Source organism: Cellulomonas sp. P4_D11, assembly GCF_056401915.1.
This window is the reverse complement of sequence record NZ_JBFUIK010000023.1, coordinates 1-21,075: the sequence shown is the minus strand read 5'-3', so window position 1 is coordinate 21,075 and position 21,075 is coordinate 1. Positions and strand designations below refer to the sequence as shown.

At 73.0% G+C, this 21,075-nt stretch carries 24 protein-coding genes and 1 tRNA gene; 14 read left to right on the top strand and 11 right to left on the bottom strand.

The genetic code is table 11. The features are described 5' to 3' along the window. The first annotated feature begins 69 nt into the window (after nucleotides 1-69). From AC1DT4_RS14560 to AC1DT4_RS14525, 8 genes are all read left to right on the top strand, one after another. Entirely contained in the window at nucleotides 70-1,155 is a 1,086-nt protein-coding gene (locus AC1DT4_RS14560) for a YihY/virulence factor BrkB family protein (RefSeq protein ID WP_477090510.1), read from the top strand. Between the two features lie 16 nt (nucleotides 1,156-1,171). Beyond that, nucleotides 1,172-2,143, top strand: coding sequence for a manganese catalase family protein (locus AC1DT4_RS14555; RefSeq protein WP_477090509.1), 972 nt, complete (start codon nucleotides 1,172-1,174; stop codon nucleotides 2,141-2,143). After that, the gene (locus AC1DT4_RS14550) at nucleotides 2,140-2,712 is read left to right on the top strand and encodes a type 1 glutamine amidotransferase domain-containing protein (protein WP_477090508.1); all 573 of its coding nucleotides are present in this window, start codon (nucleotides 2,140-2,142) and stop codon (nucleotides 2,710-2,712) included. Before AC1DT4_RS14555 ends, AC1DT4_RS14550 begins: the two co-directional genes overlap by 4 nt. A gap of 20 nt (nucleotides 2,713-2,732) precedes the next feature. Continuing rightward, the gene (locus AC1DT4_RS14545) at nucleotides 2,733-2,993 is read left to right on the top strand and encodes an endonuclease/exonuclease/phosphatase family protein (RefSeq protein WP_477090558.1); all 261 of its coding nucleotides are present in this window, start codon (nucleotides 2,733-2,735) and stop codon (nucleotides 2,991-2,993) included. Then, on the top strand, nucleotides 2,891-3,532 hold the full coding sequence (locus AC1DT4_RS14540; RefSeq protein WP_477090557.1) for an endonuclease/exonuclease/phosphatase family protein: 642 nt from the start codon (nucleotides 2,891-2,893) through the stop codon (nucleotides 3,530-3,532). The genes AC1DT4_RS14545 and AC1DT4_RS14540 overlap by 103 nt, the downstream gene beginning before the upstream one ends. Nucleotides 3,533-3,752: 220 nt before the next feature. Continuing rightward, entirely contained in the window at nucleotides 3,753-3,938 is a 186-nt protein-coding gene (locus tag AC1DT4_RS14535; protein WP_477090507.1) for a hypothetical protein, read from the top strand. Further along, nucleotides 3,935-4,090 (top strand): hypothetical protein, encoded by a 156-nt coding sequence (locus AC1DT4_RS14530; protein ID WP_477090506.1) that lies wholly within the window; start codon nucleotides 3,935-3,937, stop codon nucleotides 4,088-4,090. Before AC1DT4_RS14535 ends, AC1DT4_RS14530 begins: the two co-directional genes overlap by 4 nt. A gap of 54 nt (nucleotides 4,091-4,144) precedes the next feature. Then, nucleotides 4,145-5,743 (top strand): phytoene desaturase family protein, encoded by a 1,599-nt coding sequence (locus AC1DT4_RS14525; protein WP_477090505.1) that lies wholly within the window; start codon nucleotides 4,145-4,147, stop codon nucleotides 5,741-5,743. Here the strand turns inward: AC1DT4_RS14525 and AC1DT4_RS14520 are convergent. Further along, nucleotides 5,740-6,177: an SRPBCC family protein gene (locus AC1DT4_RS14520; RefSeq protein ID WP_477090504.1), complete on the bottom strand. Its 438-nt coding sequence runs from the start codon at nucleotides 6,175-6,177 to the stop codon at nucleotides 5,740-5,742. The two genes, AC1DT4_RS14525 and AC1DT4_RS14520, sit on opposite strands and share 4 nt — an antisense overlap. Before the next feature lie 7 nt (nucleotides 6,178-6,184). Beyond that, the gene (locus AC1DT4_RS14515) at nucleotides 6,185-6,601 is read right to left on the bottom strand and encodes a CBS domain-containing protein (protein ID WP_477090503.1); all 417 of its coding nucleotides are present in this window, start codon (nucleotides 6,599-6,601) and stop codon (nucleotides 6,185-6,187) included. Between the two features lie 174 nt (nucleotides 6,602-6,775). On the opposite strand from AC1DT4_RS14515, the gene AC1DT4_RS14510 reads away from it, so the two are divergent. Beyond that, the gene (locus AC1DT4_RS14510; RefSeq protein ID WP_477090502.1) at nucleotides 6,776-7,369 is read left to right on the top strand and encodes a DUF2231 domain-containing protein; all 594 of its coding nucleotides are present in this window, start codon (nucleotides 6,776-6,778) and stop codon (nucleotides 7,367-7,369) included. A gap of 152 nt (nucleotides 7,370-7,521) precedes the next feature. After that, the gene (locus AC1DT4_RS14505; protein ID WP_477090501.1) at nucleotides 7,522-8,304 is read left to right on the top strand and encodes a DUF899 family protein; all 783 of its coding nucleotides are present in this window, start codon (nucleotides 7,522-7,524) and stop codon (nucleotides 8,302-8,304) included. A 12-nt stretch (nucleotides 8,305-8,316) separates the two neighbouring features. On the opposite strand, the gene AC1DT4_RS14500 is transcribed toward AC1DT4_RS14505, so the two are convergent. Then, a complete protein-coding gene (locus AC1DT4_RS14500) occupies nucleotides 8,317-11,118 on the bottom strand; it encodes a helix-turn-helix transcriptional regulator (protein ID WP_477090500.1) in 2,802 nt (933 codons plus the stop codon). A gap of 305 nt (nucleotides 11,119-11,423) precedes the next feature. Between AC1DT4_RS14500 and AC1DT4_RS14495 the strand changes: the two genes are divergently transcribed. The 4 genes from AC1DT4_RS14495 (at nucleotide 11,424) to AC1DT4_RS14480 (ending at nucleotide 14,182) form a co-directional block, all read left to right on the top strand. Next, nucleotides 11,424-12,158, top strand: coding sequence for an alpha/beta fold hydrolase (locus AC1DT4_RS14495; RefSeq protein WP_477090499.1), 735 nt, complete (start codon nucleotides 11,424-11,426; stop codon nucleotides 12,156-12,158). Continuing rightward, the gene (locus AC1DT4_RS14490) at nucleotides 12,155-12,517 is read left to right on the top strand and encodes a cupin domain-containing protein (RefSeq protein ID WP_477090498.1); all 363 of its coding nucleotides are present in this window, start codon (nucleotides 12,155-12,157) and stop codon (nucleotides 12,515-12,517) included. The genes AC1DT4_RS14495 and AC1DT4_RS14490 overlap by 4 nt, the downstream gene beginning before the upstream one ends. Nucleotides 12,518-12,578: 61 nt before the next feature. Beyond that, entirely contained in the window at nucleotides 12,579-13,466 is an 888-nt protein-coding gene (locus AC1DT4_RS14485) for an alpha/beta fold hydrolase (protein ID WP_477090497.1), read from the top strand. Next, nucleotides 13,463-14,182: a pyridoxamine 5'-phosphate oxidase family protein gene (locus AC1DT4_RS14480; protein WP_477090496.1), complete on the top strand. Its 720-nt coding sequence runs from the start codon at nucleotides 13,463-13,465 to the stop codon at nucleotides 14,180-14,182. The genes AC1DT4_RS14485 and AC1DT4_RS14480 overlap by 4 nt, the downstream gene beginning before the upstream one ends. 26 nt (nucleotides 14,183-14,208) lie before the next feature. Here the strand turns inward: AC1DT4_RS14480 and AC1DT4_RS14475 are convergent. The 8 genes from AC1DT4_RS14475 to AC1DT4_RS14440 form a co-directional block, all read right to left on the bottom strand. Continuing rightward, nucleotides 14,209-14,282, bottom strand: a tRNA-Pro gene (locus AC1DT4_RS14475). Nucleotides 14,283-14,309: 27 nt separating this feature from the next. Continuing rightward, the gene (locus AC1DT4_RS14470) at nucleotides 14,310-15,353 is read right to left on the bottom strand and encodes a hypothetical protein (protein ID WP_477090495.1); all 1,044 of its coding nucleotides are present in this window, start codon (nucleotides 15,351-15,353) and stop codon (nucleotides 14,310-14,312) included. Continuing rightward, nucleotides 15,350-16,825 carry a ribosome biogenesis GTPase Der gene (der, locus tag AC1DT4_RS14465; protein WP_477090494.1) on the bottom strand — a complete coding sequence of 492 codons (1,476 nt, stop codon included), beginning with the start codon at nucleotides 16,823-16,825 and terminating at the stop codon, nucleotides 15,350-15,352. The genes AC1DT4_RS14470 and der overlap by 4 nt, the downstream gene beginning before the upstream one ends. 56 nt (nucleotides 16,826-16,881) lie before the next feature. Then, the gene (locus AC1DT4_RS14460; RefSeq protein ID WP_477090493.1) at nucleotides 16,882-17,688 is read right to left on the bottom strand and encodes a class I SAM-dependent methyltransferase; all 807 of its coding nucleotides are present in this window, start codon (nucleotides 17,686-17,688) and stop codon (nucleotides 16,882-16,884) included. A gap of 2 nt (nucleotides 17,689-17,690) precedes the next feature. Then, nucleotides 17,691-18,377: a lysophospholipid acyltransferase family protein gene (locus AC1DT4_RS14455; protein ID WP_477090492.1), complete on the bottom strand. Its 687-nt coding sequence runs from the start codon at nucleotides 18,375-18,377 to the stop codon at nucleotides 17,691-17,693. After that, complete coding sequence (gene cmk, locus AC1DT4_RS14450; protein ID WP_477090491.1) at nucleotides 18,374-19,087, bottom strand: (d)CMP kinase; 714 nt, start codon at nucleotides 19,085-19,087, stop codon at nucleotides 18,374-18,376. Before cmk ends, AC1DT4_RS14455 begins: the two co-directional genes overlap by 4 nt. Then, on the bottom strand, nucleotides 19,069-20,178 hold the full coding sequence (locus AC1DT4_RS14445; RefSeq protein ID WP_477090490.1) for a prephenate dehydrogenase: 1,110 nt from the start codon (nucleotides 20,176-20,178) through the stop codon (nucleotides 19,069-19,071). Before AC1DT4_RS14445 ends, cmk begins: the two co-directional genes overlap by 19 nt. Then, the coding region (locus AC1DT4_RS14440; RefSeq protein WP_477090489.1) for a pseudouridine synthase at nucleotides 20,175-21,075 on the bottom strand (901 nt) is incomplete at its 5' end. The genes AC1DT4_RS14445 and AC1DT4_RS14440, both read right to left, overlap by 4 nt.

The window sequence follows — 21,075 nt, the reverse complement described above, 5'->3', positions numbered from 1 at the left end:
GCTCGCGCGGCGGGGCMCAGCGCCGTGCCCCGCCGCGCGGCACCGACCTGGACCACACGGAGGGCCGCGATGACCACCCACGACACGAGCAGCACCCGCAGCACCGAGAAGGATGCCGCTCCCGCCCCGGAGGACCCCCGCAAGCCCGACTCCCCCGACGACATCACCAAGCGGTCCTGGCTGTACGTCCTGCGCAAGACCCTGCGCGAGTTCACCAAGGACCAGTGCACCGACCTTGCGGCCGCCCTCACGTACTACGCAGTGCTGGCGATCGCGCCGGCGCTGCTTGCCGTCGTGTCGATCCTCGGGCTGGTCGGCGACCCGCAGAAGATGGTCACGGACGTCCTGAAGATCGCCGGTGACGTCGGCGTGTCGTCGGTCGACGACACGCTCAAGCCGATCCTCACGCAACTGACCGAGGCGCCCGCGGCCGGGTTCGCGCTCGTGCTCGGGCTCGTCGTCGCCCTCTGGTCGGCCTCCGGCTACGTCGCCGCGTTCAGCCGCGGGATGAACCGTGTCTACGAGATCGACGAGGGCCGGCCGATCTGGAAGCTGCGCCCGGCCCTGCTCGTCGTGACCGTGATCCTCGTGGTCATCGCGGTGGCGATCGTGGCGGCCGTGGTGCTCTCCGGCGGCGTCGCACGCTCGGTGGGCGCCGCCATCGGGCTCAGCGACGTCACGGTCGCCGTCTGGGACGTCGCGAAGTGGCCGATCATCGTCGCGCTGGTCGTGGTCGCCATCGCGATCCTGTACTACGCGACACCCAACGTGCAGCAGCCGAGGTTCCGCTGGATCAGCCTCGGCGCGGTCGTCGCGCTGGTGGTCTGGATCCTCGCGTCGCTCGCCTTCGGCTTCTACGTCGCGAACTTCTCGAGCTACGACAAGACCTACGGCTCCCTGGCCGGGGTCATCGTGTTCCTGCTCTGGCTGTGGATCACGAACCTGGCGCTGCTGTTCGGGGCGGAGCTCGATGCGGAGGTCGAGCGCGGCCGCCAGCTGCAGGGTGGCATCGAGGCCGAGAAGACCATCCAGCTCCCGCCGCGCGACACGCGCGCGAGCGAGAAGAAGCAGGCCAAGCAGGAGGAGGACGAGCGGCTCGGTCGCGCCCTGCGCCAGTCGCGCGGGTCAGACGACAACAAGACCAGCAACGTGTGACGACGAAGGAGATCCGATGTACCTGCACGTACAGCGACTGATCAACGACATCGTGGCCGACGAGCCGGACCCGGCCGCCGCCAACGCCCTCCAGGAAGGGCTCGGCGGCCAGTTCGGCGAGATGCGGACGATGATGCAGTACCTCTTCCAGAGCATCAACTTCCGCGGTCCGGCGGGCAAGCCCTACCGCGACCTGCTGCAGGGCATCGGCACCGAGGAGATCAGCCACGTCGAGCTCATCGGCACCACCATCGCGCGCCTGCTCGACGGGTCGCCGCAGTACAACGGCAAGAAGACGGACCCCCTGGACAAGCCCGGCACGGGTGGCGCGACGCCGCTCGAGTCGGCGCTGGACCAGGGCAACATCCACCACTACCTCGTGGCCTCGCAGGGCGCCCTGCCCGTGGACGCCGCGGGCAACCCGTGGAGCGGCTCCTACGTCTACAACTCCGGCAACCTCGTGCTCGACCTCCTCTACAACCTCATGCTCGAGTCGACCGGGCGGCTGCAGAAGTGCCGGATCTACGAGATGACCTCCAACAAGACCGCGCGCTCGACGATCGCGTACCTGATCGTGCGCGACCAGGCGCACGAGAACGCCTACGCCCGGGCCCTGGAGACCTTGGGCGTCGACTGGGCGAAGGTGCTGCCCATCCCGAAGACGAACGCCGAGAGGTTCCCCGAGGTGAAGAAGCTGGTCGACCTCGGGCTGCAGAGCAAGCAGTACACCTTCGACCTCACCGCATCGTCCGAGGCAGGCAAGATCTTCCAGGGCATGTCCCCCTCGAAGGACGGGACCCAGCTCGACGCGAGCGAGCAGGCGCCCGCCGGCGTGCCCTCGACCATCGCCGAGGAGCGGTTCGAGGAGTTCTCCCCCGGCCTCGACACCGACCTGCTCGCCCTCATCCAGGCCACCGCCGACCTCGAGATGGCCGAGGTGCAGCCGCTCTACGGACCCGTCTCACCGACGGACGGGGACGGGTCATGACCGAGACCACGGTGAGCGGCACCCGCGTCCTGGCGATCGTCACCACCTACGGCGTCGAGCAGGACGAGCTGGTCGTCCCGGTCGAGCGCCTGCGCGAGCGGGGCGCCACCGTGGTGGTCGCGGCGGGCTCCACCGAACCGGTCCAGACCCTCGTGGGCGACAAGGACCCGGGCCGGACGGTGCAGCCGGACACGACCTTCGGCGACGCCGGGACGGACTTCGACCTGCTGCTGGTGCCGGGCGGCACGCTCAACGCCGACTCGCTGCGGCTCGAGAGCGCCGCCGTCGACATCGTGCGTACGTTCGCGTCGTCGGGACGGCCGATCGCGGCGATCTGCCACGGGCCGTGGGCGCTCATCGAGGCGGGTGTGGTCGCGGGCAAGACCTTGACCAGCTACCCATCGCTGCAGACGGACGTCCGCAACGCCGGCGGCACGTGGGTGGACCAGCCCGTCTCGGTCGACGACGAGGGCGGCTACCGACTGATCACCTCGCGCGACCCGGACGACCTCGACGACTTCGTCCCGGCGATCGAGCACGCGCTGGCCGGTCGGCTCGCGAACCGGTGAGGTGACCTCGCGTGCGCGTCATGAGCTGGAACGTCTGGTGGCGGTTCGGTCCCAGCTGGCGCGCACGCGAGGCCGGCATCCACGACGTCATCCGGCGCGTCCGGCCCGACGTCCTCGGGCTCCAGGAGACCTGGGGCTCGGCCGACGAGACGCAGGCGGACCTGATCGCGCACCGCGCCTGGGGGCGCACGGTGCCTTCCTCCCCAGCTCGATACCGCCGCTGCCCGACCCCGTCGAGACGCAGGACCAGGTCGGGATCGACATCGGCGTCGGCCTGGTGAGCCGCTGGCCGGTCATGCACGTGCGCGGCCACCCGCTGCCCGCCGTGCACCGCGAGCCGCCGACCGCCCTCGTCGCGACCCTGGACCACCCGATCGGGCCGCTCCACGTCATCGTCGCCTGCACCGAGTGGCAGCCGAGCTTCCGCGACGACCACCTGGCGCAGACGAAGGAGCTGGCCGTCCTCATGTCCGACCCGGCCCTCGACGGCGACCTGCCGGTGCTCCTCCTGGGAGACCTGAACGCGCGGCCGGGCTGTCCGGAGATCGACGTCCTCGAGTCCGTGGCCGTCGACCTCTGGCCCGCCGGCGGCGGTGCGACGAACGCGGTCACCCTGAGCTCCTCGACGCCGTACGCACCGATCGAGGCCGTCCGGCAGATCGACCGCCGCATCGACTACGTGTTCGCGAGGCCGGGTCGCCCCGGGGGGCCGATCGTGGCGTCCGGCAGCGAGCTCGTGGGCACCGAGGCGGTCAACGGCACCTTCCCGTCGGACCACTTCGCCACGCTGAGCGAGCTCGACGAGGGTCCCGCCGCGTGACGCCGGGTGGCACGGACTGGCGTCCGCGGCACCAGGCGTCGTGTTCGAGGGCGTCGCGCAGGGGTGCTGCGCTTCCTCGGCACCGCGGGCAGCGTCGTGCGGTCGCGGGGCGGCGCGGGCGGGCGGATGATCGACACCATGCGCGGGCCGTCGCGCGACGTCGGCCCCCGCCAGGACTCAGGCAGCGCAGGTCCTCGGTGCTCACGCGGTGAGGTGTGCCATGAGCGAGAGCCTTCCTGACCAGTTCCCCGGGCCGGACGACCCGGACCGCAGCCCCGTTCCCGACGAGGTGCCGCAGCAGATCCCCGACGGTCCCGAGACTCCGGACGCCTTCCCCGACGGCCCGGACGATCCGGGCGACCCCGCCGGGACACGCGCCGGAGCCGACGACGAGGTTGCGCCATGACCGAGACCCACCCGGATCGGGATCACGACCAGAAGACCGACGCGGACGAGCTGGCACAGGCCGGCGGGGTGGGCATCGGAGCCGGCGAGCCGTCGACGTTCGAGCCCGAAGAGGACCCGGAGTCGGTCGACGAGGGCCCGACGGTCTCCTGACCCAGGCCGTCCGGTGACGGATGTCCACACCCGCGCGTGCTCGGAGGGTCAGCCATGACGGTCGAGACCGTGGACGCGGTGGTCGTCGGAGCGGGGCCGAACGGCCTTGTCGCCGCGAACGCACTGGTCGACGCCGGGTGGGACGTCCTGGTCCTGGAGGAGCAGGACGTCCCGGGCGGTGCCGTCCGCAGCGCCGAGGTCACCGCGCCCGGCTTTCGCACGGACCTGTTCAGCGCGTTCTACCCGCTCGCAGCAGCCTCACCCGTGATCCGGGGCCTGAACCTCGAGGATCACGGGCTGCGGTGGGTGCAGGCGCCGGACGTGCTCGCGCACGTGCTCGACGACGGCCGCGCGGCGGTCCTGAGGCGCGACCCGGCACGGACCGCCGCGGGTCTCGACGACTTCGCCCCCGGCGACGGAGACGCCTGGCTCAGGTTGTTCGAGACGTGGCACCGGATCCGGGACCCGCTGCTGGACGCCCTCTTCACGCCGTTCCCGCCCGTGGTGAGCGCGGCCCGGCTCCTCCGGAGGCTCGGGCTCTCGGACGGCCTCGACCTCGCGCGGCTCGCGGCGCTGTCCGTCCGGCGCCTCTCGGACGAGCAGTTCCGTGGCGCCGGCGGCAAGCTCCTGCTCCTCGGGAACGCGCTGCACGCCGACATCCCGCCCGACGCGGCGGGCAGCGGGGCTTTCGGCTGGCTGATGTCGATGCTCGGCCAGGACGTCGGCTTCCCCGTGCCGCAGGGCGGCGCCGGCGCTCTCACGGACGCGCTGGTCGGGCGGCTGGTCGCCGGAGGTGGCGAGGTCCGGACGGGGGTCCGGGTGGACCGCGTCCATGTCGCCGGTCGGCGGGCGGTCGGTGTGGCCACCGCGGACGGACGGCGCGTGCGCGCACGCCGGGCCGTGCTGGCGGACGTCTCCGCGCCCGCGCTCTACCGGGACCTGCTCGCGACGGAGCACGTCCCGGGTCGGCTGCTCCAGCAGCTCGAGAAGTTCCAGTGGGACCACTCGACGTTCAAGGTGAACTGGGCCCTCGACCGTCCGGTCCCGTGGGCCGCCGCCGCCGCTGGCAGCGCAGGCACGGTGCACCTGGGCGCCGACGTCGTCGGGATGGGCGACTGGGCCGCCGACCTCACGGCCGGGCGCACCCCTGAGCGCCCCTTCCTGCTCTTCGGGCAGATGACCACGGCAGACCCCACCCGCTCCCCCGCCGGCACCGAGTCGGCATGGGCGTACACGCACGTGCCGCACGGCCAGGACTGGACAGCGGCCGCTATCACCGACCAGCTCGAGCGCGTCGAGGCGTCGATCGAGCGCGCGGCCCCCGGGTTCCGGGCAACCGTCGTCGGCCGTCACACCCAGAGCCCGGCCGACCTCGAGGCGGCCGATGCGAACCTCGTCGACGGCGCCGTGGGCGGTGGCACGTCCGCCCTCCACCAGCAGCTGGTCTTCCGTCCCACGGCAGGCCTCGGCCGGCCCGAGACGCTCGTCGACGGACTCTTCCTGGCGAGCGCGTCCGCCCATCCGGGTGGTGGCGTGCACGGCGCGTGCGGCTGGAACGCTGCTCGCGCCGCGCTCGTCGCCGCAGGCCCGGCGGGGCCGGCACACCGGCTGCTCACCCGGACGGTGTGGCACAGGCTGCTGGGTTCGCCCTAGCGGCGCCGACCCTCCGCCAGGTACGCGAGCCGGCGCAGCGACTCCACGTTGCGCGGGACCAGGGCCGCCGTGCGCAGCGGCCGCGGGACGAGGGTGCCGGGTCCGCGCACGGCATCCTCCGACATCTCGACGGTGCAGCCACCCGCGCTCGGGCGCACCTCCACCCTGACCCGCGCCTCGCCGGCGGGCCACCCCCGCGCCTGCAGCTCGATCCCGCGGTCGGGGTCCCAGCGCCGAGCGACGGTGACGTCGTCGAGCAGAGCCGGCCAGATCCCGACGGAGTGTGCGATCTGGGTCCCCGGGGCGGGCCAGGCCCGGTCCACCCCGCGGATCCGGGACGTGCCCACGACCCAGGTCGCGTACGCCCAGCCGTCGGCCAGCACGTCGAGGACCGCTCCCGGGTCGCAGCGCATCTCTCGCCTGACGGTTGCCACGGCCGCGTCAGTCGTTCGCCGGCGCCGCGGAGATGTCGGCGAGTGCCGAGTCCGCGTCCAGCGCCATCGCGAGGTCACCGAGGCTGATCACGCCCACGGCCCGGTTGCCCTCGACCACGGGCACCCTGCGGACCGCCCGGTCCCGCATGATCTGCACGACCTCGGCGACGTCGTCGTCCGGTCCGACGCTGACGAGCTCGCCGCTCGTGAGCTGCCCCACCGGTGCGTCGGCACCGATCCCGACGGCGAGCCCGCGGACCACGAGGTCGCGGTCGGTGACGATGCCGACGATCGCACCGCCTTCGGCCACCACGAGGGCGCCGACGTCCTGCGTGGCCATCGTCTGGGCCACGGATCGCAAGGTGTCGGTCACCTCGACGACGGTCGGGTGCGCGGTCATGAGCTCGGAGACTGTGCGGGCCATGGCTCCTCCTGTGCCGAGAGCAAGGTCATCGGTCCAGCGGCAGGCTGCTTCGCCACGTCACCACTCTCGACGACGACCGCCTCCTCCGCATCCGGGTCGTGCGCGACGGAGCCTCGGCTGGGATGATCGAGGTGGTGGAGCAGACGCCTCCGACACTCCCGGACGGTCTGTGCCATGAACACCGAACCCACCCCGCTCCCACGTCGCCTCGCCGAGGCCTCCGAGACGTCACGCGTGCTCGACCCCGTCGCCCGCGCGCTCGACCCTGCGGCGGACGCGGTCGCGGCCCCGCCTCTCGGCCGGCTGCTCCGAGGCGAGCTCCTGGGCCACGCCGCCCACCCGCTGCTCACCGACCTGCCCCTCGGGTTGTGGGTCAGCAGCTCGGTGCTCGACCTGGTCGGCACCGACCCGCGCTCGGCGGACCGGCTGCTCGGCCTCGGCATCCTCGCCGCCGCGCCGACGGCGTTGACCGGCCTCGCGGACTGGCAGCGGGGCGGCGAGACGGTCCGGGCTGTGGGCGCTCTGCACGCCACCCTCAACACGGGCGCTCTCGCGCTGTACACCGCGTCGTGGGTCCTGCGGAAGCGTGGGGCCCGGCGCGGGACCGCCGTGGCGCTCAGCCTGCTCGCGGCTGGCGCGACCGCCGTGAGCGGGTACCTCGGTGGCCACATGCTCCTCGTGCTCGGCGCACCCCACGAGCAGCGCAGCGACGTCGCGCCGGAGCCGCCGGACGTCACGAGCCGCGGCGTCGCCTCCGGCCTGCAGTGACCAGCGGGGTCAGGCCCAGCACTCGGCAGTGGCGCCCCGGCGCCGGCTCGCAGACCGCGACCTGTCGATCTGGGGCGCGCCCGCGCGTCGTTGGGTAGACGTCGCACGACCCCGCGCGACGCCGCCCGGCACGACCCACGACGGAGGACACGATGACGACCACGCCCGATGCCCCGATCGCCGCCCAGCCCGGGCGCCCCGCGGTCGTCGACCTCGCCACCTGGCAGACCGCCCGCGACGAGCTCCTGGTCCGCGAGAAGGCCCACACCCACGCCGGTGACGCACTCGCGGCGGAGCGCCGGCGCCTCCCGATGGTCGAGGTCGACGGAACGCTCGAGATCGTCGGAGCCGACGGGCCGGTGCCGTTGGTCGAGCTCTTCCAGGGACGCACCGAGCTGATGGTCTACAAGCACATGTGGCACGACGGTGCGCCGCACCAGGGTCAGTGCGAAGGCTGCACGTTCACGACGTGGCACCTGAAGGACGCGGTCTACCTGCACGCCCGCGGCGTCTCGTTCGCCATCGTGACGGAGGGCCGCTGGGACGAGGTCGCACCGTTCGTCGCGTTCATGGGCTACTCCCAGCCCTGGTACTCGGTGCGCGACGTCGCACAGCCCATCGGAGGCGACATGGGCTCCTTCGCCTCGTTCGTCCGCGAAGGCGACCGCGTCTTCCTCACCTACGCCACGACGGGCCGCGGCGTCGAAGCGGCCATCGGCTCATTCGGCCTGCTCGACATGACCCTCTACGGACGCGGAGAGGCCTGGCAGGACACCCCGGACGGGTGGCCGGAGGGTCACGACCCCTGCTGGTACTGGCGGACCGACGCGGACGGTCGTGCCGGATGGGCGGAGACGACTCGGCCCGCACCGCAGTGGACCCGGCCTGGCGCGACACCCGTAGAGACGCTCGGTCGGCACGCGCACCACCACTGACCCCGCGCGCCCTCACGAGGTGATGGGGTGCGGTGGGTAGGCCAGCCCAGTGGACAGCGCCTCGGCGAGCTGCCGACGCGAGCTGACTCCCAGCTTCCGGAAGACCTTGCTGAGGTGGTATTCCACGGTGGACGTCGTCAGGAACAGGCGGGCCGCGATCTCGGCATTCGTCGCGCCGGTGGTGGCAAGACGGCAGACCTGCGTCTCCTGCGGGGTGAGGTCGACGCTCGGGCGGGCCGCGGACTCGACCGTGTGGCCGCCGGCGGCGAGCTGTTCGACCCGGGTGCGGGCCGCGAAGGCCAGCGCCCCCATCGAGCTGAACATCTCGTAGGCGCTGCGGAGCTGTACCAGGGCGTCCCGCCGGCGTCGGCGCCGGCGTAGCCACTCGCCGTACAGCAGGTGGGCTCGGGCGAGCTCCGTGCGCAGCGTGGTGCGACCCAGCTGCTCGATCGCCTCGCGGTACAAGCTCTCGGCGTCGGCGTCGGCTGCGAGGAGCGCCCGTGAGCGTGCCAGCACCCCGAGTGCCCAGGCGGTGCCGCTGGCCGGCGCGCGGTCTGCCAGGCGCGCAAGCGCGACCTCGGCGATGTCGCGACGGCCGCCGCGCACGCCGGCCTCGACGATCTCGGGCAGGATGCGGTTGCCGAAGCCCGGCGGGTCGTCGTCGAGGATCCGCCGGCCGCAGGTGAGCGCCTGCCCGTAGCGCCCCAGGCCGAGCTCCAGGACCGTGAGGCCATAGGCCGCGAAGATCTCCAGGATCGCCGCACCGCGCTCCCGCCCCCAGCGCGCCGTGAGGTCGGCGATCTCACGGCTCTCCTGCTCACGGCCCTGCCACGCCCGGATCTCGAGCAGCACACCGGTCGTCGCCGGGGCGGGGATCCCGATCAGCGCCGAGATGTCCGCCGCCTCGAGGTAGCTCTGCTCGGCCAGGTCCGACTGACCCGCCCACAGCTGGCTGGTGGACAACCCCGCAAGGGTCACCCGGAGGGCGCCGAGCTCTCCGTGGCGCCGCTCGATGGCCGCAGCGCGCTCGAACATCGCGCGCCGACCGCGGTCGTCCCACACGTCGTCGGCAGCGAACCAGCCGAGGATGGTCGTCGGGATGCCCGCGTCCAGCTGGTCGTCGGAGAAGAGCGCCGCCACAGAGTCGCGCAGCAGGGGAACCGCCTGGGCGTAGCCGACGGCAAGCCGGGTCGCGAACCCGTCGAGCAGCGCGTCCATGGGGCTCCTCGTCCCCTCCGGACCGCCGGATACCCGCAGCACCTCCCGTGCGACGTCGACAGGGCCGACGTCGGCGGTGTACTCACGCGCGACCAACGATGCCTGCAGTGCCTCGAACAGCATCTCGCGAACGACCCGTCCTTCGCGCGCGTCGACGTCAGCGGCGGCGAGGAGGATCGCCGGCACCTCCTTGTGTCGGGAGAAGAAGACCGCGACCGAGGCTCGCATCCGCTGCACGGCCAGGGGCATATCCTCGGCGTCACGTCCTGCCGTCGCCTGGTCGAGCAGGGCTTCGGCCAGGGTGCCGTCGCCGGAGGCGAGGTACGCGCGTGCGGAACCCAGGAGTCGGCGCGCCCTGTCCCGCCCGTCCGGTGACAGCTGCGCGGCACGGTTGAGGAACATGCCTTGCGCGACCCGGCCGCCGCGGCGTTCTGCTCGCCCCGCGCTTCGCTCCAGCTCGGCGGCCACGCGCTCGTCTGGCCCGCGCGTGGCGGCCGCCCGGTGCCACGCGGCTTGGTCCAGGTCACCGTCGAGATGTGCGACCGCCGCCAGCGCCTCGTGGACCCTGACGCGGTCGCGCGGATCTCCGGCGTGATAGGCGGCGGCGCGGATCAGTGGATGCCGGAAGGCCACCGTCGGGTCGAGCGAGAGGATGTGCCGGGCCACTGCGGGTTCGGCGGCGTCGGGACGCAGGCCGAGCACGGCGGCCGCGCGCCACAGCACGGCGGGATCCTCCGTCGAGGTCGCCGACGCCAGGAGGACCAGGAGACGAGATCCCGGCGGGAGTGCCTCGACGTGCGTGCGGAAGTGGTCCTCCATGCCCCCGCCGGCGGGCAGCTGCTGCGGAAGCGGTGCTCGGCCTGCCAGCTGGTCCTCCGTGAGCTCGCCCACGATCTCGGCGATGGCGAGAGGGTTCCCTCTGGTGTCCGCGACGATCCGGGCGGCAACCCGTGCGCCCAGCGGACCGGACGTCGTGCTCTGCAGCAGCGACCGCGCCGCGCCCAGGTCGAGACCTCCCACGTGCCGCGTCGGAATCCCGACCAGGACCTCCAGAGCGCTCGAGTCCGTCCGCGCCGCAAGGACGACGCCCACGCGGTCCGCGTACAGGCGTCGACAGACGAACGCGAGGACCTCCAGCGACTCCCGGTCCAGCCACTGGGCGTCGTCGACGAGAACGACCAGCGGCTCGTCGGCGGCCACGTCGGCGAGCAGTGTCAGGACGCCGAGCCCGACCAGGAGCCGCTGCGGAGGCGCGCCGTCGAGCAGGCCGAAGGTGCGCTGGACGGCATCGCGTTGCGGCGCGGGCAGGTGCTCGACGCGGTCCAGGAAGGGCACCAACAACCGGTGCACCGCGCCGAAGCCGATCCGGACCTCGGCCTCGACGCCCGCGATCCGCAGCACGCGCACACCCTCGGCCGCGTCGGCCACGTAGGTGAGCAGACGGGTCTTCCCGATACCGGGCTCCCCCACGAGCACCAAGGCCCCGCTCATGCCCGCACGGACGGCGTCCGCGAGGCCGTCGAGGACGGCGCAATCCCGGTCGCGGCCGACCAGAGCCGTCGTGCCGAGCGGCGAGGCAGACGGAGGCGTGCGCACGGATTGCTGGCCCGGACCCGCGCCGGCGCGTGCAGGCTCGGTCACGACGTTCCGCGCTTCAGCGCGCTGGGGAGACTCATCATGGGTCCACCTCGGCCGGCGGCGGGGACTGCGTTCACGGTAGCCGCGAGCCGATGCCGCGGCCACCTCCGGGGCGGCAAAGGACTGGGGTCTTTCCCGGATTCGCGCGCTGCTGCCCGCGTGGTGCGCTGCTGAGGCCGGACGGGCCCCCCGCGGACCTCGAGGACCCCGCGCGGCCTGAGCACCACGAGCCGACCGAACCCAGCCACCGAAGGGAACTCGTCATGGCAACACTCCCCGGCCCCACCACCGTCGTGCTCGTGCACGGCGCCTTTGCCGACGCGGGAAGCTGGGTCCCGGTCATCGAACGGCTCCTCGCCGCCGGGGTTCCGGTGCGCGCACCGGCCGTCGCTCTTCGCGGTCTGCAGTCGGACTCGTCCTACATCGCCAGTGTCATCGCCCAGATACCCGGGCCGGTACTCGCCGTCGGGCACTCCTACGGCGGCGCCGTGATCAGCAACGCAGCCACGGAGGCCACGAACGTCACCGGACTGGTCCTCGTCTCCGGGTTCGCACCCGAGGAGGACGAGGCCCTCAGCGCGGTCGAGGGCACCTCACGGGACAGCGCCCTCGGCCCAGCACTCATCCAGGCGCAGTTCCCCACGGGCACCGGCGACGAGTCTGCGGTCGAGCTCTACGTCGATCCGGCGAAGTTTCCCGCCGTGTTCGCCGCGGACCTCCCCGAGGCGCAGGCCAACGCCTTCGGCGCGTCCCAGCGACCGATCGCCGCGTCGGCGTTCGACGAGAAGTCCGGACCGCCGGCGTGGAAGAAGCTTCCGACCTGGGCCGTCGTCGCCACCGGCGACAAGGCAGCGGGCTCGGACGTGCTCCTCTCGATGGCGCACCGTGCGAACGCGGAGCTCCTCGAGCTGGAGGGCTCCCACCTGATCATGGTCTCGCAGCCGGACGCCGTGACCGACGTCATCCTCCGTGCGCTCGACCAGGTCGGCCGGTCATGACGAGCGGCGCGGAACCCGTGGACGAGCTCGCCACCAAGCTCAAGCGCACCGAGCTGCAGCACGAAGCCTCCTCGATCCCCGGCAGGGACATCGTGCAGGTCCTCACCGAGATCCCGGTCGGCGTCGAGTCGGGCTGGCACACCCACCCCGGGGAGGAGGTCGGGTACATCCTGGCGGGAACCGTCGAGATGAAGATCGACGGGAAGCCCACGCTGACGTTGCACGCGGGAGACCCGTTCCTCATGCCCCCAGGAACCCCCCACAACGCCCGAGACCTGGGCCCGGGCACCGGGATGATGCTCTCGACCTACATCGTCGAGCCGGACAAGTCCCTCGCCACCTTCGTGCACATCGACTGACCGGGCGGCGCACGGGGAACGTGGAGGTGCACAGGTCATGGAACCGGTCTCGTTGCGCACGGTGAGCACCCCCGATCTCGAGGTCGGCTACCTCGACGTCGGCCCGTCCGACGGCGACCCCGTGATCCTGCTGCACGGGTTCCCCTACGACGTCCACAGCTACGACCGGGTCGTCCCGCTGCTCGTCGCGGCCGGCCGGCGGGTCGTCGTCCCCTACCTCCGGGGGCACGGACCCACCCGGTCCCGCACCGACGCCGGTCGCTCCGGCCAGCAAGCCGCCCTCGGCGCCGACCTCGTCGCGCTGCAGGACGCGCTCGGGATCGAGCGCGCCGCGTACGCAGGCTACGACTGGGGCGGCCGGGCGGCCTGCGTCGCGGCCGCGCTCTGGCCCGACCGCTGCGACGGCGTCGTCAGCGTGAACGGATATCTGATCCAGGACATCCGGGCGTCCGCGACCCCGATCGCGCCCGCCCTCGAAGCGGGGTTCTGGTACTTCTACTACTTCGCCACCGAACGGGGTCGCGCCGGCCTGACGGCGAACCGGGCGGAGGTCGCCCGGGTGATCTGGCGACGGAACTCACCGATGTGGCGGTTCGAGGACACCGACCTCGAACGCACCGCGCGCTCCTTCGACAACCCGGACTACGTCGAGGTCGTCATCCACTCGTACCGGCACCGCCTCGGCCTGGCTCCCGGCCACCCGGCCTACGCAACGCTCGAACGACAGCTCGCGCAGGCACCCGCCATCACCGCGCCGACCGTGACTCTCGACGGTGCGGCCGACGGCAACTTCCCCGCCACGGACGGCACCGGGTACGCCACCCACTTCACGGGTGCGCACGCACATCACGTCGTCCCGGGTGCCGGGCACAACCTCCCCCACGAGGCGCCGGAGGCGTTCGCGGACGCCGTGCTCGAGGTGGCCGACCTCCGTGCCGGGACATCATGAGTGCCCAGTACGGGTGCCTCGCGTTCACCGACGACGTGCGACGCACCCAGGAGGAGTACGGGAGTGCCGAGTTCTACACGCGGATCGCCGAGCGCGGTCGCGACGTGTCGGGGTACGACCGGCTCGGCTCCCGGGAGGCCCAGTTCCTCGGCGCCCTCGACGGCTTCTACCTCGCCACCGTGAGCGAGACCCAGTGGCCCTACGTGCAGTTCCGAGGCGGACCACCGGGCTTCGTCCGCGTCCTCGACCCGCACACGATCGCCTGGGCCGACTACCGAGGAAACCTCCAGCACGTGTCCGGCGGCAACCTCCGGGGCAACGACCGAGCAGCGATGATCGGCGTGGACTACGCCACACGCCGCCGGTTGAAGCTGTTCGGCCATGCGCGCGTCGCGCGTGCCGAGGACGACGACGAGCTCATCCACACCCTCGCCGCGTCGGCTGAACCGGGGGCGACGGTGGAGGCGGCCATCGTCGTGACCGTCGTCGCCTTCGACTGGAACTGCCCGCAGCACATCCCACGACGCTTCACGGCTGACCAGGTCGGGGCGCGCGAGCTTCAGCTGCGTCACCGGATCGCCGAGCTCGAGGCCGAGAACGCCGCTCTCCGAGCTCGGAGAGACACGGTGGCGGGCGCCGACGCGGACCGTACGCCAGCAGAAGGAGTCCCGATCGGCCCACGGACGCACGTCAGCGGCCACCCAGAATCTCTCTGAGAGGCCGCTGACCTGGACTTTCACTGTCGGGCTGACAGGATTTGAACCTGCGACCCCTTGACCCCCAGTCAAGTGCGCTACCAAGCTGCGCCACAGCCCGATGGCCCCCGCAGGAGCCTCGGAAACTCTACCCCACGGGCGAGGTGCTCCTGTCACCGGCGATCACGTCGAGCTCGGCCGCGACCACCGCGAGGATCACCAGGTCGATGAGCAGGCCGATCGTGGCGTCCCACGGCGAGAGCCGGAACAGGAAGATCTGCGTCACCAGCAGGGCGACCAGGACCGCGCGCCGGAACCATCGGTAGCCGGCCTCCCGGTCCGTGCGGACGCGGACGAGGCCGACCGCGGCGAACGCCGTGGACGCGAAGCCGCTGAGCACGATGCCGACCACGAGCCAGACCGGTTCGTCGTCGGACGCCGACCAGCCGTAGATGCCCCGGACCAGGGTCACGACGGACGTGAGGACCAGCACGGCGACGGTCACCCACGGCACCCAGCGCGCCCGGACCAGCCAGCGCGAGGCGCGCACGATCCACTGCGACGTAGCCCCGATCGGGTCGGGGAGCTCGACGGCGTCGTGCTCGACGGCGTCGAGCAGGGCGCGCACCTCGTCGGCACCCGGGACGTCCCCCGCCCGGGACAGGTACCAGCGGGCCCGGGTCCGCTCCCGGGCGCTGAAGCCGCCCGCCAGGCCGGCGACTGCCTGGTCGGCGGCCGCGGCGAGGAACTCGGCCGGCTCGCGCGGGTGCCGGCGCTGCAGGACGTCGGCGAACAGGCCCAGCCCGATGACGACGAGGTAGATGAGGGCCGCGGTCGGCTCCCAGAAGTAGTCGTAGTCGGCGGTGACGAACTTGCCGATCTCGTCGATGAAGAGCCCGAAGCCCACGCCGGCGAGCAGCACGGCGACGCGCCGCACGACGGGTCCGATGAACGTCATCAGCACGATGAACGCCAGGGCCATGAGCAGACCGCCCCACAGCACGTGGGAGACGTGCACTCCCCCGCCGCCCAGCTGCGGGAAGCCGGTGAGACCGAGCAGCAGGCGCGTGAGGATCACGGTCGCCAGCGTGATCACCAGGAACCCGGTGATGTGGCTGCTCGACGAGGGGTCGCGCGGCAGCCCGAGCCTCAGCAGGGGCCGTCGGCGGCGCACCGGCCCCTCCGGTGTCACCGCTTGCGCTTCTCCCGCACCCGGACGGAGATCGAGATCGGCGTGCCCTCGAAGCCGAACGTCTCGCGCAGGCGGCGCTCGATGTACCGGCGGTAGCCGGGGTCGAGGAAGCCGGTCGCGAAGATGACGAAGCGCGGCGGCCGGGTGGACGCCTGCGTCGCGAAGAGGATGCGGGGCTGCTTGCCGCCGCGCAGCGGGTGCGGGTGGGCCGCGACGAGCTCGCCGAGGAACGCGTTGAGGCGCCCGGTCGAGATGCGCGTGTCCCACGAGTCCAGCGCGCGCTCGAGGGCCGGCACCATGCGCTCGGTGTGCCAGCCGGTCTTCGCAGAGATGTTCACGCGGGGTGCCCACTGCACCTGGACCAGGTCCTGCTCGATCTCGCGCTCGAGGAACGGCCGGCGGTCCTCGTCCATGAGGTCCCACTTGTTGTACGCGATGACCAGCGCGCGGCCCGCCTCGATGACCTGGGTGATCACGCGGGTGTCCTGCTCGGTGAGCTTCACGGAGGCGTCGACGAGCACGACGGCCACCTCGGCCTTCTCGATCGCGGCCTGGGTGCGCAGCGAGGCGTAGAAGTCGGCGCCTGACGTCTGGTGCACGCGCCGCCGGATCCCGGCGGTGTCGACGAACACCCACGGCTTGCCCTTGAGCGCGACGAGCTCGTCGACCGGGTCGCGGGTGGTGCCGGCGACGGAGTCGACGACCACGCGCTCGGCGCCGAGCACCTTGTTGAGCAGCGACGACTTGCCGACGTTCGGGCGGCCCACCAGGGCCACGCGGCGGGGACCGTCGGGGATCGGCGTGCCGTGCGCGGAGACCTCAGGGAGCGCCTCGATCGCGGCGTCGAGCAGGTCGCCCGTGCCGCGGCCGTGCAGGGCGGAGACCGGGAACGGCTCCCCCAGCCCGAGCGACCAGAGGTTGGCGGCGTCGGCCTCGCCTGCCGGGCCGTCGACCTTGTTGGCGCAGAGCACGACCGGCTTGCCGGCCTTGCGCAGCAGCCGGACCACCTGGGTGTCGGTCTCGGTGACGCCGACGGTGGCGTCGACGACGAAGATCACGGCGTCGGCCAGCGAGATCGCGACCTCCGCCTGCTGGGCGACGCGCGCCTCGATGCCCGCGACGTCGACCTCCCAGCCGCCGGTGTCGACCAGCGTGAACCGCTTGCCCGACCAGTCGGCGGGGTAGCTCACGCGGTCGCGCGTGACGCCCGGCTTGTCCTCGACGACGGCCTCACGGCGGCCGAGGATGCGGTTGACCAGGGTCGACTTGCCGACGTTCGGACGGCCGACGACGGCCAGCACCGGGAAGACGACGACCGGCTCCTCGCCGAGCTCGCCGACGTCGCCGGCGTGCAGGAGGGCGAGGTCCTCGTCCTCCAGCTCGTACTCGGTGAGGCCCGCGCGCAGCGCCCGCTCACGGTCGGCGTCGCCGGTCTCGTCGGGCAGCACCAGGGTCGGATCGGGCTCAGTCATGCCCCCATTGTCCCAGGTGTACCGGCCGTGGGGCGACGAGCGGGGCGAGAGTCCCGTCACGGCCGCCAGATCGCGGCGGCGATGTCCGGCACACGCTCGGCGAACGGTCCGACGCCGAGGAGCTCGCGCAGGTCGCCCTCGAAGGCACCGAGCCGGTCGCCGAAGAGGTGCGGCGCGGAGCTGGAGAGCGACAGGACGGCCGCGACGACGTCGTCGGAGGTTCGCTCCACCGCCTCACCGCGGGTCACGACGACGCGTTCCGGTCCGCGGTAGCCGGCGGCGAGCATGACGTCCTCCTCCCCGCCGCGCGTCCCGTCGGGCAGGGTCCCGGCTCCGGCCCGACGCACCGGGCCGAGGTACTCGGCCACGAGCTGGTCGATCCGGTCCCAGGGGGGTCGGGGATGCGGGAGCGCGTCGTCGCCGTCCATGCCACGGTGGGTCATCGCCGACACGTGCACCCACGCGCCGCCCGCGTCGAGCATCCCGCGCACGCGCTCGGCCACCAGCGGCTGATCCATCCAGTGGAACGACTGCGCGAACACGACCGTCCGGAACGTGCCGAGTCCCGCGGGCAGCTCCTCGCCGCGCAGCTGACGCCAATCGATCCGCGCCTCGCCGGCGGCCCGACGGGCCTCGGCCAGCATGTCCGCGTCGGGGTCGACCCCGACGGACGACGAGTACAAGGGGGCGAGCAGGAGGGTCAGCGAGCCCGGGCCGCAGCCCACGTCGAGCAGCCGCCCGGTCCCGTCCAGGCCGAGCGCCTCACGCAGCGCGTCCGCCAGCGCCGGCGGGTACGGCATCCGGCCCACCACGTAGTGCGCGGCCGTCCCCGCGAAGAGGGTCGGATCCCACTGCCACTCCATCGTCAGTCCCGTCGTTCGCGGTTCGGGTCGTCGGTCGGCAGGACCAGGCCGGTGCGTGCCGACGCCCGGTCGACCAGCTCCGCCAGCGCGACGCGGAGCGCCTCGTTGGCCTCGGCGAGCGCGACCCGCCCGGAGATGCCCGGGCTGCGCTCCACGACGAGCGGCTCGCCGAACTCGATGGCGAGCCGCCGCCGCAGGCCCGGGACGTGGCCGACCGACTCCCCCGTTCGTCGCGTCCCCAGCACGGCGACCGGCACCACCGGCGCGTGGGCGTTGAGCGCGAGCCACGCGATGCCCGCCCGCGCGCTCGCGGCGTCACCCTTGCCGCGGTTGCCCTCGGGGAACACCCCGACCACGCCGCCGCGCTTGAGCACCGCGAGAGCGCTGTTGAGCGCCGAGCGGCCCCCGTCGTGGTCCACCGCGATCTGGCCCGCGGCCCGCAGGACCGCACCGACCGGGCCCCAGAACATCTCGACCTTGACCAGCATGTGCGACGGCCGGGGCGACACGCCCAGCAGGATCGGGCCGTCGATGATCCCCGTGTGGTTGGCGGCGAACAGCACCGGACCGTCCGTCGGCACCAGGTGCGAGCCGACGACCTCGGTGTTCCAGACGATCCGCGCCAGGAACCGGCCGATCCAACGCGCCCAGCGCGGGCCGCTCTCGGACGGGCCGACGGCGGTGGTCACGCGCGGGGGCCGACGACCGACTCGACGACGTCGAGCACGGCCTGCACCGTCTGGTCGAAGTCCAGGTGCGAGGAGTCGACGGTGACGACGCCGTCGGCCGCGACGTGGAACTGCACGACCGTCGAGTCGTCGGCGTCCCGCCGCAGCACCTGGTCACGAGTGGCCTCGACCGCGTCGGCGTCCGCCGTGCCGTGCAGCTCCTTCGCGCGACGGGCCAGCCGGGCCTCCTCGCTCGCGGTCAGCAGCACGCGCACGTCCGCGTCGGGCGCCACGACCGTGGTGATGTCGCGCCCCTCGGCGACGATGCCCCGGCTCCCGTCCTCGCGCGCCGCCTGGATGGCTGCGCGCTGCAGCCGGCCCAGCTCGGCGCGCACCTCGAGGTTGGTCGCGACCGCGCTGACCGCCGACGAGATGGCCGTCTCGCGGATCGCCGCGCCGACGTCGACGCCCCCGACGTGCACGGTCGGGTGCGCCGGGTCCACGCCCATGACCAGCGGCAGCGCCCGCACCTGCGCGGCGACCGCGTCGATGTCGGTCAGCGGCACACCCTGCTCGAGGCACCACCACGTGGCGGCCCGGTACATCGCGCCCGTGTCGAGGTACTCCAACCCCAACGCGGTCGCCACGCCCCTCGACACGCTCGACTTGCCGGACCCCGAGGGTCCGTCGATCGCGATGACGATCGCCGTGCTCAACTCACCAGTCTCCATCCGCGGGCCGTCAGCTCCGCCTCGAGGTGCTCCACGCTGCCGGGCAGCACGGAGATCTGCGCCATGCCCACCGGTCGGCCCGCCGCGTGCTCCAGGACGAGGTCCTCGAGGTTCACACCGGCCTCGCCCACCTCGGTGAGCAGGCGCGCCAGCTCGCCCGGCGCGTCGGGCACCAGGACCGTCACCACGCCGTACGTCCGCTGCGCGCCGCCGTGCTTGCCGGGGATGCGCGCGACGCCGGCGTTCCCGTCGGCGATGGCCTGCGCGAGGGCCGCCAGCGCGCCCAGCTCGACCGTCTCCGGCCCGTCCGCGACGGCCGCCTGGCCGAGCGCGGTGATCACGCCGTCCAGGTCGGCCCGCAGGTCGATCAGCACGTCGCGCACGGCCGCGGCGTTCGCGGCCAGGATCGACGTCCACAGCGCGGGGTCCGACGACGCCAGCCGCGTCACGTCCCGCAGGCCCTGACCGGCCAGGCCCAGCGCGGCGTCGTCGGCGCCCCGCAGGCGCGCGGCGACGAGGCTCGCGGCGACCTGCGGCACGTGCGAGACAGCGGCCACCGCCGCGTCGTGCGCGTCGGCGTCCATGGTCACCGGCACGGCGCCGAGGTCCACGGCCAGCGCCCGGACGGCGAGCACCGCGTCGGGGCGCGACCACCCGGAGTCCGCGATGACCCACGGCCGGCCCAGGAACAGGTCCGGCACGGCCGCCGACGGGCCCGACCGCTCGCGGCCGGCCATCGGGTGCGAGCCGACGTACCGCGTGAGGTCCGCGCCGGCGGCCTTGAGCTCGGCCAGCACGTAGCCCTTCACGCTCGCGACGTCGGTGACGACGGCGTCGGGGTACGCCTCGAGCTCGGCTCGCACGACGTCCGCGGTGACGTCGGGCGGGGCGGCGACGACGATGAGGCTCGGCGGCAGGTCGTCGGGCCGCGCGGGTCGCCCGGCACCGACGTCCCGCGCGAGCGCGAGGGCGGTCCGGGACGGGTCGTGCAGCACGACGTCGACACCGCGCGTGGCGAGCGCGAGACCCACCGACGTGCCCAGCAGGCCGGTGCCGACGATCCGCACCGTCCCCGTCGTCGCCAGCGTCACATGCCCACCCGGGTCATCAGGGAGCCCACCTCGGTCTTGGACAGCACGCGAGTGCGACCCGGCTTGAGGTCGCCCAGGCGGATCGGGCCGATCTGGGTGCGGACCAGCTGCGTGACGGGGAACCCGACCTCCTCGAAGATCCGGCGCACGATCCGGTTGCGACCCTCGTGCAGCTCGATCTCCACCAGGCTGGCCTGCGGCGTCGTCTGCACGATCTGGAACTTGTCGATCTTGGCCAGGCCGTCCTCGAGCTCGATGCCCTTGATCAGCCGCGTGCCCAGCGACGGCGTCACGCGACCGTCGAGCTGGACCAGGTAGACCTTGGTGACGCCGTGCGACGGGTGCGAGAGTCGGTTGGCCAGGTCGCCGTCGTTGGTCAGCAGGATCAGGCCCTCGGTCTCGGCGTCGAGGCGACCGACGTGGAACAGGCGCTCCTCGCGGTCGGCGACGAACTGCCCGATCGACGGCCGGCCCTCGGGGTCGTGCATGGTCGAGACGACGCCCTTCGGCTTGTTGAGCGCGATCGTCACGATCGACGAGTCCAGCTGCACCCGCATGCCGTCCACGTGGATCACGGCCGTGAGCGGATCGACGCGCACGCCGAGCTCCAGCACCTTGTTGCCGTCGACCGTCACGCGACCCGCCGAGATGAGGTCCTCGCACGCGCGACGCGACCCGAGGCCGGCCGCCGCGAGCACCTTCTGCAGGCGCACGCCGTCCGGGTCGTGCACGTCGATGGTCACCTCGGGCGTGCGGCTCGGCTTCGAGGGACGGCTGGACGCGCCGTCGCTGCGCGGCCGACCGGTGCCCCCGCTGCGCGGGTAGCCGCTGCCGCTCTTGGGACGCGGCGCGCCGCCGCGCGAGGACGCGCCCGGTCCGCCGCGCGAGGCCCCGCCC

What these genes read in the sequence shown, in the direction of transcription:
- AC1DT4_RS14560 (WP_477090510.1), top strand. Translation starts at nt 70, where the DNA reads ATGACCACCCACGACACGAGCAGCACCCGCAGCACCGAGAAGGATGCC.
- AC1DT4_RS14555 (WP_477090509.1), top strand. Translation starts at nt 1,172, where the DNA reads ATGTACCTGCACGTACAGCGACTGATCAACGACATCGTGGCCGACGAG.
- AC1DT4_RS14550 (WP_477090508.1), top strand. Translation starts at nt 2,140, where the DNA reads ATGACCGAGACCACGGTGAGCGGCACCCGCGTCCTGGCGATCGTCACC.
- AC1DT4_RS14545 (WP_477090558.1), top strand. Translation starts at nt 2,733, where the DNA reads ATGAGCTGGAACGTCTGGTGGCGGTTCGGTCCCAGCTGGCGCGCACGC.
- AC1DT4_RS14535 (WP_477090507.1), top strand. Translation starts at nt 3,753, where the DNA reads ATGAGCGAGAGCCTTCCTGACCAGTTCCCCGGGCCGGACGACCCGGAC.
- AC1DT4_RS14530 (WP_477090506.1), top strand. Translation starts at nt 3,935, where the DNA reads ATGACCGAGACCCACCCGGATCGGGATCACGACCAGAAGACCGACGCG.
- AC1DT4_RS14525 (WP_477090505.1), top strand. Translation starts at nt 4,145, where the DNA reads ATGACGGTCGAGACCGTGGACGCGGTGGTCGTCGGAGCGGGGCCGAAC.
- AC1DT4_RS14515 (WP_477090503.1), bottom strand. Translation starts at nt 6,601, where the DNA reads ATGGCCCGCACAGTCTCCGAGCTCATGACCGCGCACCCGACCGTCGTC.
- AC1DT4_RS14510 (WP_477090502.1), top strand. Translation starts at nt 6,776, where the DNA reads ATGAACACCGAACCCACCCCGCTCCCACGTCGCCTCGCCGAGGCCTCC.
- AC1DT4_RS14505 (WP_477090501.1), top strand. Translation starts at nt 7,522, where the DNA reads ATGACGACCACGCCCGATGCCCCGATCGCCGCCCAGCCCGGGCGCCCC.
- AC1DT4_RS14495 (WP_477090499.1), top strand. Translation starts at nt 11,424, where the DNA reads ATGGCAACACTCCCCGGCCCCACCACCGTCGTGCTCGTGCACGGCGCC.
- AC1DT4_RS14490 (WP_477090498.1), top strand. Translation starts at nt 12,155, where the DNA reads ATGACGAGCGGCGCGGAACCCGTGGACGAGCTCGCCACCAAGCTCAAG.
- AC1DT4_RS14480 (WP_477090496.1), top strand. Translation starts at nt 13,463, where the DNA reads ATGAGTGCCCAGTACGGGTGCCTCGCGTTCACCGACGACGTGCGACGC.
- der (WP_477090494.1), bottom strand. Translation starts at nt 16,825, where the DNA reads ATGACTGAGCCCGATCCGACCCTGGTGCTGCCCGACGAGACCGGCGAC.
- AC1DT4_RS14460 (WP_477090493.1), bottom strand. Translation starts at nt 17,688, where the DNA reads ATGGAGTGGCAGTGGGATCCGACCCTCTTCGCGGGGACGGCCGCGCAC.
- cmk (WP_477090491.1), bottom strand. Translation starts at nt 19,087, where the DNA reads ATGGAGACTGGTGAGTTGAGCACGGCGATCGTCATCGCGATCGACGGA.